General features: G+C 48.1%; 8 protein-coding genes and 1 tRNA gene. 8 read left to right on the top strand and 1 reads right to left on the bottom strand.

Annotated elements, in window-relative coordinates:
- Window positions 1-136 precede the first annotated feature (136 nt).
- The 5 genes from DW769_RS12295 (at window position 137) to DW769_RS12275 (ending at window position 5525) form a co-directional block, all read left to right on the top strand.
- Window positions 137-207 (top strand) — tRNA-Trp (locus DW769_RS12295).
- A gap of 203 nt (window positions 208-410) precedes the next feature.
- Window positions 411-1010 (top strand): DUF4230 domain-containing protein, encoded by a 600-nt coding sequence (locus tag DW769_RS12290; RefSeq protein WP_055268449.1) that lies wholly within the window; start codon window positions 411-413, stop codon window positions 1008-1010.
- A 390-nt stretch (window positions 1011-1400) separates the two neighbouring features.
- Window positions 1401-2162: a threonine/serine exporter family protein gene (locus DW769_RS12285; RefSeq protein ID WP_118750432.1), complete on the top strand. Its 762-nt coding sequence runs from the start codon at window positions 1401-1403 to the stop codon at window positions 2160-2162.
- A 41-nt stretch (window positions 2163-2203) separates the two neighbouring features.
- On the top strand, window positions 2204-2650 hold the full coding sequence (locus DW769_RS12280) for a threonine/serine exporter family protein (RefSeq protein ID WP_022463061.1): 447 nt from the start codon (window positions 2204-2206) through the stop codon (window positions 2648-2650).
- A gap of 358 nt (window positions 2651-3008) precedes the next feature.
- A complete protein-coding gene (locus DW769_RS12275) occupies window positions 3009-5525 on the top strand; it encodes a L,D-transpeptidase family protein (protein ID WP_118750431.1) in 2517 nt (838 codons plus the stop codon).
- An 86-nt stretch (window positions 5526-5611) separates the two neighbouring features.
- Here DW769_RS12275 and DW769_RS12270 read toward each other — a convergent pair whose 3' ends face one another.
- Window positions 5612-6244: an HAD family hydrolase gene (locus tag DW769_RS12270; protein WP_242991146.1), complete on the bottom strand. Its 633-nt coding sequence runs from the start codon at window positions 6242-6244 to the stop codon at window positions 5612-5614.
- A 148-nt stretch (window positions 6245-6392) separates the two neighbouring features.
- Between DW769_RS12270 and mutY the strand changes: the two genes are divergently transcribed.
- The 3 genes from mutY to ispF are packed head-to-tail and all read left to right on the top strand — an operon-like array spanning window position 6393 to window position 9090.
- A complete protein-coding gene (mutY, locus tag DW769_RS12265; RefSeq protein WP_118659412.1) occupies window positions 6393-7460 on the top strand; it encodes an A/G-specific adenine glycosylase in 1068 nt (355 codons plus the stop codon).
- A gap of 38 nt (window positions 7461-7498) precedes the next feature.
- Window positions 7499-8515, top strand: a complete 1017-nt coding sequence (locus DW769_RS12260; RefSeq protein WP_055227139.1) for a glycosyltransferase family 2 protein — start codon at window positions 7499-7501, stop codon at window positions 8513-8515.
- 26 nt (window positions 8516-8541) lie between these two features.
- A complete protein-coding gene (ispF, locus tag DW769_RS12255) occupies window positions 8542-9090 on the top strand; it encodes a 2-C-methyl-D-erythritol 2,4-cyclodiphosphate synthase (RefSeq protein ID WP_022463066.1) in 549 nt (182 codons plus the stop codon).
- Window positions 9091-9321: the final 231 nt, after the last annotated feature.

Below are 9321 nucleotides of genomic sequence, written 5' to 3'. Positions count from 1 at the left end.
GACTGTTACTAATCGGTCGAGGGCTTGACCTGAAATGCAAAACAAAAGTTTTGTAGAAAATGGTTGTGTTCGGAAAGAAAGTATGGTATGATGTATAGATGTTAAGTGTATGCGGTTTTGAAGGTATATCTAGCGTAGGGGATTGGTCAAATGGTATGATAGGGGTCTCCAAAACCTTTGGTGGGAGTTCGATTCTCTCATCCCCTGTATTAGGAAAGAGTGAAGATACAAAATCTTCACTCTTTTTTCGTATTGTTTAAAAGAAAAGTCTAACAGAACAGGATTTACAGAATTTTAAGATATTTTTGTAAAGCAGGACTGTTTTTTATGGTGTAAATAAGGTACAATAGAGCCACAGAACATATTCAAAAATAATGAAAAATGAAACATGAGAAGGGAGTGGGTGTAACGTGAGCAGAGAAAAGAATGGAAGCCGCGGCACGGTAAAAGCTGTCATTTATCTTCTGATCGTAGTAATCCTTGCTGGAATGGTTGTTTATCTGACGCAGTCGCTGCGGCGGGACCGGGAGCCGGAGATTACGGGGACGTTTATTGACAGCAAGCTGGAGGCGGCGGGGGAGCTGACGTCGGCGAAGATGATTTATAACGGGCTGATTCATTACTCGGACGGGTCGATTCCGTTTCTGACGCAGAAGGCGTTTAATATGACATACCGTGCAGAGGTACGTGCGGGTGTGAATCTCGCGAAGGCGAATACGGAGGTGACGGATTCAGAAGTAACAGTTACACTTCCGGCAGTGGAGATTTTTGATATTTCCATCGACAATGATTCCATCCAGTATTACGATGAGAAGGCAGCGCTTCTGAACTGGGAGCGGAAGGAAGATGCGATGGATGCAATCGCGAGTGCGAAGGAGGATGTAGAGCAGCAGACGAAAGAAATGGATGACCTGGAAACGATGGCACAGGAACAGGCGAAAACACTGATTACCGGAATGCTGTCCGAGACGGTCGGGGACAAGACATTGGTTGTAAAATTTGAAGAATAGTACATAGACGGGATGTCGGCACTTCTTTTTGGGGGATAAAAAAAGGAGGGCCGGTATTTCTTCTGGCAGAAACACCGGCATTATGAAAAAGAAAAATCTATATAAATTGGAAAGAATATTAGGTTGGGACAACGGTTGAAAGATAGAGGAAGATGATTTGTTGTCCCTTTGTTTTGATACGTTTAGTATAGTTGTCATATGTGAGGAAAGTGTGAATGGAGTTTGAAGAAACTTTGAAAAGATTTGTGAATGGCGCGGGTGAACATCGGAACATCCCAACGCCCGGATATCGCCGAATTTGCATAGAATTAACTTGAAAGTGAACACTGCTTCATGGTACAATCGTTTGGCATGTGTGAAATATGAGTTACATTTGAGAGGACAAAAACTATGGACTATAAACTGCTGCTGGACACCGCGGTCATGGCGGGAGAAATCCTGCTGGAAAGCGGGGCGGAGACGTGGCGGGTGGAGGATACCATGCTGCGGATGCTGCGCATGTCCGGCCTGAAAACTGCGGATGTACTGGCGCTGACGACCGGCTTTGTGGTAACGCTCGACGACCCGGCGATGGATTCCATGACTGTTATGCGCAGCGTAGAGAGCCGTGCAACGGATCTGAACCGGATCCATGCGGTCAATCAGCTTTCCCGCGATTTCTGCGAAGGAAATATCGACCTGGATGCGCTGTTCCACCGGGTGCGGGATATCTATCGTGCTAAGTCGGAAATTAAAAAAAATCTGCTCGCGATGATGGCGACGACCGCAGGCTTTGCAATCATGTTCGGAGCCGGGTTCTACGAAGTGATGGCATCTGCACTTGCAGGTTTTATATCAGGAATCGGTGTTTACGGAGGAAAAAAAGCCGGGATGCAGTCGTTTCTTGTGAACTGTATCGGGTCATTTTTGCTGGCGGTCACATCGATTCTCTGTGTTCATTACCTGCCGGGGACCATGGATCTGAACGTCATTATCATTGCATCGATCATGCCCCTCGTACCGGGTGTGGCGATCACGAATGCGGTGTATGATACCCTGCACGGCGACTACATTTCCGGTGCGGCACGGATGCTTGAGGCGTTTGTAACCGCTGCGGCCATCGCAATCGGCGTGGGACTTGGCATGCTGCTGCTCCGTCCACTGGTGCGGTAGAGAAAACCGATACAGAAAAAAGATGAGGTTAAAGCAAAAATATGAGAATAGCAGGTGAAATCATCCTGAAATCCCTTGGAGCCTGGGTTGCAATCTGGGGATTTTCAAGACTGTTGAACGCACCAAAAAAGCTGGAATGCTACACGGCCGGTGTCGGTATGATCGGCTGGGCGGTCTATCTGATCGTGGAAGTATTCAACGACGGCATTCTGATGAAGAACTTTCTTGCCGCCGTTGCCGTCGCCCTGGTTTCCCAGGCAATGGCGCGTCATTTCAAAGCGCCGGTGATCCTTTTCGTGATCCCGGGCATTCTTCCGATGGTGCCGGGAGCCGGTATGTACCGCATCGTCTACTCGATCGTTATGGGGCCGGAAAACATGGTTGGAACGTATCTTTTAGAGACAGCGACCGCGGCAGGCGCAATTGCCCTTGGAATTTTCCTCGGAGAAGCGCTGCAGAAGGTATTTTTTTACGAATTCCATAGGTGATTTACGAAAAAAGTGAGAAATTTGCCAAAACCAAATTTTTTGCTTTTTTTTGTCGGATTTTATGATATACTTAACAGTGTATATGCCCTTGGACGAAAGAAGAAATCTATAGGGGCATTTTTAACATCAGTAGACAAGAAGTCCCCCGCTTCTAAAGTGGTGGGATGAATTGTTAAAAGAAACATAACGGCAGTGGCGGGCGGAGAGAAATCGGTATCCTCCACAGACATGAGGCAAGTCACAGTCGAACTATTTTCGACATGTCAGACTCCGTGAAAATACCGACTGTGAGTTGAAACAAGGAAAAAAGAAGAGAAGTAAGTAAAGTGCAGACACAGAACTATGAGGAGCAAAAAATATGAAGTTTGAAGATGATGATTTAAAGGACGGTAAACTTTGGGCTGCCCTGCAAAAAGAGATTGACCGTGACCTGGCGGAAAAGGAGAGCGGTGAAACATTCCAGGAAGAACTGGCAGACATCGAAGACTCCATTGAATTTGAAAGCAAAGAAACAAAAAGCGAAGATCACATCCCGGATGAGACTGCAAATTTAAGTAATCTGCGAAGTGTCCTTGAGGCAACTGAGCGTGCAAAAGACGAAGAAGCGAAGCAGAAAATGAAGCAGAAAATGAAGCAGACCAAAGTGGAGCCTGTGACGCAGGACATCGAGATTCCGGAATTTACAGAAGAGGAAGAAGAAATCGAAGAGACGCCGGCTGAGACACCGAAGAAAGTCTCACGTGTAAGCCAGACAACCGAAAAACTGGAAGGTCTCGTTGATTTTGATGACGATCCGGCGGAGACAAAAACAGAATCGGAACCGGAAGAAGTGATGGTGGATGATGATCTGATCATCAACGATCCATTCGCAGATGAGGATGATCTGCTGGGAGAAGAGAAGACAGAGACCAAGGGTTCGGAGAAAGAAGTGCTTGGTGATCAGGTGGAAGCCGCAATGGAGCGCCTCGTCAGCGACACGGTAGGCCATATCCCAATGCCGGAAATAGACGATGAGGATGATGACTACGACGATTATGAGGATGACGACGAAGAGTACATTCCGCATGGCGCAAAACCGCAGAAGAAAAAGGGAAAAGGCGGTGCGGTTATCGCCGTTGCCGCCGTTGCTGTTATTGCTGTGGGAGGCTTTTTCTATGGAAGCAAAATGTTCCATTACCAGAATTATTTTTTCAACGGAACAACCATCAACGGAGTAGACTGCTCGGATATGACGGCCAAAGAGGCAGAAACGAAAATCAAAGAGCAGGCTGCAAGCTATACCTTAAATGTAAAATTCAAAGACAATGATACGAAGAGTGTCAGCGGAAAAGACATCGACTACACCTACGCCGGAGACGGCAGCGTGGAGAGCGTGTTAAAGAAACAGAACAGTTTCCTCTGGTTCCTGGGAAATGGCGGAAAAGAGAAAGATTCCCAGGTCACCATGCAGTACAGTCAGGAAAAACTGGATGCGGTGATTGATGGATTTGACGAATTCCAGTCCGCAGACGGTGAGAATGCACCGGCCAGCGCCTACATTACCTTCCAGAACAATGAGTTTGAGATTGTGGATGCTGTTATGGGTGAGGGAATGGATCTTACCCTTGCAAAACAGTGCATCGAAAACGCGCTGATCAATGCGGATACCGAAGTGGATCTTGAAAAAGCAGGCGTTTACGACGGAACCTTGGTAACAGCAGATGACGAAACACTGAATGCACAGAAGGATCAGTTAAATGAACTGGTACGCGCAAGCATCACATACAGTATGCCGGATGGAACAACACAGGTTCTTGACGGAAATACCATGAAAGACTGGCTGGCAGTCGATGCGGATGGAAATTATTCCAAAGATGAAAACCAGTGGAATGAAAGAGTAAAAGAATATGTGGCAAATCTTGCGGCAGCGATTGATACCGATGGCAAGGATCACACCTTCCCGGCAACCGGTATCGAAGGCGGCGTGACCATCAGCCAGGAAGGCTACGGATGGAAAGTGGATCAGGAGCAGGAGATAGCAAAGATCGCAGAAGAAGTAGATGCTCACGCAGCAGATGCAAGAGAGCCGCAGTATGCGCAGAGAGAGTTTGCTGCTTCCACAGAGAACAACGGATTCGGCAAGACGTATGTTGAGGTTGATGCCAGCCGTCAGCATATCTGGCTCTACAAAGATGGAAATCTGGTTGTCGACGGTGACTGTGTAACCGGTCTGATGGAGCAGAGCAGCTACACGAAGCCGGGTATCTACACAACCGCAGCAAAAGAAAGCCAGAAAAAACTGCACGGAGAGCTTCAGGCAGACGGCAGCTATTCCTGGGAAAGAGATGTGGATTCCTGGATTCCGTTCAACGGAGAGATTGGTTTCTACGATGCTTCCTGGAGAAGTAGTTTCGGCGGAAACCTGTATCTGACTGCAGGATCGACGACAGGATCTGTTGCACTTCCGACTGCAGTGGCACAGGCATTATATGACAATGTCGATGACGGAACACCGGTTATCATTTATTATTCCGAAGCTTATGAGGTAAGTGAAGACACGCTTACTGTGACACAGGCACCGGAAGCAGATGACGAAAATGTCGATGATACGACGAATACCACGACAGTAACGCCGACGAGAACGCCATCCTACACGTACGATGATTACACGCCGTCAACTCCATCAACCCCATCAACTCCATCAACCCCATCAACTCCATCAACCCCGTCTACGCCGGAACCGACCGCAGCACCGACCGAGATCCCGTCTACGCCGGAGCCGACCGTAGCACCGACCGAGACCCCGTCCACACCGGAACCGACCCAGGAGCCGAGCGCACCGGATCAGGGAGACCATACGGGTGACGATGATTACCCAGGCAAGGGCGAGAGCTGAGAAAAGAAGAAATAGAACATAAAAAATACGCATTCCGTTATCAAAACAGGAATGCGTATTTTTTATGAGAAAGAAACTGTTAAAAATTAATTTTCCGGTACGAACAGTGTGACAAGATCCATCGGGGAAGTGATGGTGTAGTCCGGGTTTTCGGTCTGACCAAAACCGTATGCGGCATGGACAAACGGGATTCCGGCCTCGTGTGTCGCCTTGTAGTCGCCGTCGGTATCGCCGACATAGACCGCGTGCTGCAGATGGTTCTGTTCGATGATTGTACGGATGTTGTCTGCCTTTGCCTTTCCGGTATCGCCAGGACAGAGATGGCCTTTGAAATAGTGACCGAGGCCTGTGGCTTCCAGAAAAACTTCGATATAGCCCGCCTGGCAGTTGCTTACGATATAAAGCGGGTAATGTCTGGAAAGAATAGAAAGTGCATCGACAAGTCCCGGATAAACAGGAGCCGGTGTCGCAAGAAGTGCCTCATGCTCTTTGGCACAGCATGCCTCGATCAGTTCTAACTGGCGCTCCTTTGGATATTCGTGGAAAATGACGGCGGCGATATCCGGGAGCAGGCGGCCGAACAGGCCTTTTAACACGGCTCCGGTGAGGTTTGGTGTCATATCAGTTTCTTTTTCCATAATCTGATTCCATGCGTCGGCAACAACGTCTGTGGAGTCCCACAGGGTGCCGTCAACATCAAAAATAATACTGTCGATCAAGAGTTTTTCCTCCATATCTTAAGGGTTTTGGTTATTCTTTTAAAGTATTTATTAATTTTAATCAAAAACACGTGAGAGCGCAATGTTTATTTTGCATTTTGGAGGAAAATGTGGCAAAATAAGAATGATATATTAACAGGAGATTACTATGCAGGACACAATCACAAAGCCATTATTGAAATGGTATGGCGAAAATAAAAGAGTGCTGCCGTGGAGAGAAAAAAAGAACCCGTATGAAATCTGGGTTTCCGAGATTATGCTCCAGCAGACGAGGGTGGAGGCGGTCAAGCCGTTTTATGAGCGGTTTATGCGTGAACTGCCCAATGTCGCAGCACTTGCGGTCTGTCCCGAGGAAAAGCTTTTGAAGCTCTGGGAAGGCCTTGGTTACTATAACCGTGTGCGGAATATGCAGAAGGCCGCACAGAAAATTATGGAAGTGTATGACGGTGTATTTCCGGCAGATTACGAAGCCTTAAAAGGACTTCCGGGAATTGGAAATTACACAGCGGGAGCCGTTGCATCGATCGCGTTTTGCATTCCGGTGCCGGCGGTGGACGGAAATGTGCTTCGTGTGATGGCACGCCTCCGGGAGGACGGTGAGGACATTTTAAAGCAGTCCGTGAAAAACCGCGTGGAAGCGGAATTGACCGAAATCATGCCGGCAGAAGATCCGGGAGCCTTCAATCAGGCGATGATGGATCTCGGCGCAATGGTCTGTCTGCCGAACGGAGCACCAAAATGTGAAGTCTGTCCGCTTTTTGACCAGTGTCTGGCGGGACGGCATCAGACCTGGACGGAATATCCGTTTAAAAAGAGCGCAAAGCCGCGCAGAATCGAAGACAGAACCGTTCTGTTATTTCTGGACGGTGCGCACACAGCAGTGCGGAAACGGCCGAAAAAAGGACTTCTGGCGGGACTTTACGAGTTCCCGAACTTCGATGGCGTGCTCTCCGAACAGGAAGCACTTGAAGAGGCAGAAAAATTCGGCGTGACGCCGCTTCATATTCAGGCATTGCCGCCGTACAAGCACATTTTTTCCCATGTCGAGTGGCATATCACAGGATACGCCATTAAAATTGCAGGAAACGATGTGGAGCAGGAAGGGGAAGAAAAAGCCGGATTGATTTTTGCGGATGCGAAAACCGCGGCTGAAAGATATGCCATTCCGTCTGCGTTTGCGGAATACGCAAAATATACAGATCTGGAACGTGCCTGAAACGGCAGAAGAGCAAAAAAGAGCAGGGAGAAAAAAAGATGAAGATTTTATCAATTGCAGTACCATGCTATAATTCAGAAGCATATATGGAGAAATGTATCGATTCGCTGCTGGTCGGCGGAGAAGAAGTAGAAATTCTGATCGTGGACGATGGTTCCAAGGACGGAACCACAGAGATTGCAGACCGCTATCAGGAAAAATATCCGACGATTGTAAAAGCGATTCATCAGGAAAACAAGGGCCACGGCGGAGCAGTCAACACGGGTGTGGAAAATGCGACGGGTCTGTACTTTAAAGTTGTGGACAGTGATGACTGGGTAAACCCAGAGGCATACCAGAAGATTTTAAATGTTCTGGCAGAAGTCGTACGCGGACCGAAAACACTCGACCTTCTGATCAGTAACTATGTGTATGAAAAAGAGGGCGCCAAGAGAAAACGTGTGATGCGCTATGCGAAATCGCTGCCGGAAGGCCGCTTTTTCGGATGGGATGAGGCGAAAGCTCTCGGCAAAACACATTATCTGCTGATGCATTCGCTGATTTACCGGACTTCTCTTTTAAGAGAGTGCGGCATGAAGCTACCGGAGCACACCTTCTATGTGGATAATCTGGTTGCGTTTATTCCGCTTCCGTACGTCAAAACGATGTATTATCTCGATGTCAATTTCTACCGCTACTTTATTGGAAGAGCCGACCAGTCGGTTAACGAGAAAGTCATGATCGGCAGAATTGACCAGCAGATCCGTGTCAACAAGCTGATGATCGATTACCTTGGTGAACAGAAAGGGCTGTCGAAGTACCTGCGGAAATATATGATCAGCTATCTGACCATTATTATGACGGTTTCTTCCGTGATGATGATGCGCTCCGGAACGGAAGAAAATCTCGAGAAAAAGAACGATCTGTGGAGATACCTGAAGCAGGAGGATGCAGCCGATTACTTCCGCATCCGCCACGGCATTTTCGGAACTGTTATGAGCAGCAAATCAAAACCGGGACAGAAAATTGCAGTCTATGCTTACAAGGTAGCGCAGAAGCTGTATGGATTTAACTAGAAAGTAACGAAGCGGAGGAACGAACAATGCGAGTAGGAATGGGTTACGATGTGCATAAACTGGTGGAAAACCGGAAACTGATTCTGGGCGGTGTGGAAATCCCGTATGAATATGGCCTTCTGGGACATTCCGATGCAGATGTGCTGGTCCATGCCATTATGGATGCGCTTCTCGGCGCTGCAGCACTGCGGGACATCGGACGCCATTTTCCGGACAATGATCCGGCGTATGAGGGCGCAGACAGCATCGAACTGCTGAAAAAAGTGGGTGAGATGCTCGAGGAGCGGATGTATCTGATTGAAAATATCGATGCAACCGTTATTGCACAGAAGCCGAAGCTCCTGCCATACATCGACACGATGGTGAAAAATGTGGCGGAGGCGCTTCATCTCGAAGAGGATCAGGTCAATATCAAGGCAACGACCGAGGAAGGACTTGGCTTTACCGGAAAGAAAGAGGGAATTTCCGCACAGGCGATCTGCTGCATTTCCAAGGCACTCGACCTGATGCCGGACGACCGGATCGCAGGCGGATGCAGCGGCTGCCCAGGATGCGCAAAGAACGCAGAAGAATAAAAGAGAAATGCGATTGCACAAGGCCGGAAGATGTGGTAGACTGGAAGAAGAATAAGGGAGTAGTCGGCGGCATACGTGACGCTATAAGGCCAACAACCGAAGAAAAAGCATTTCTTCTGGCTTTGTATGAAATGACAAGACTTATCTGTATCAACAAATATGGTGCGGATAGGTCTTTTTCTATATAGAAAGAGACCGGTGTACCAGTGGGAACTTATCACAGGAACGCAA

Origin of the sequence: Blautia sp. AM29-29 (genome assembly GCF_003480555.1) — a bacterium.
GTDB classification, from domain to species: Bacteria; Bacillota; Clostridia; order Lachnospirales; family Lachnospiraceae; genus Fusicatenibacter; species Fusicatenibacter saccharivorans.
The sequence above is the reverse complement of the archived record's forward strand: the minus strand, read 5'-3'. Positions and strand labels throughout refer to the sequence as shown.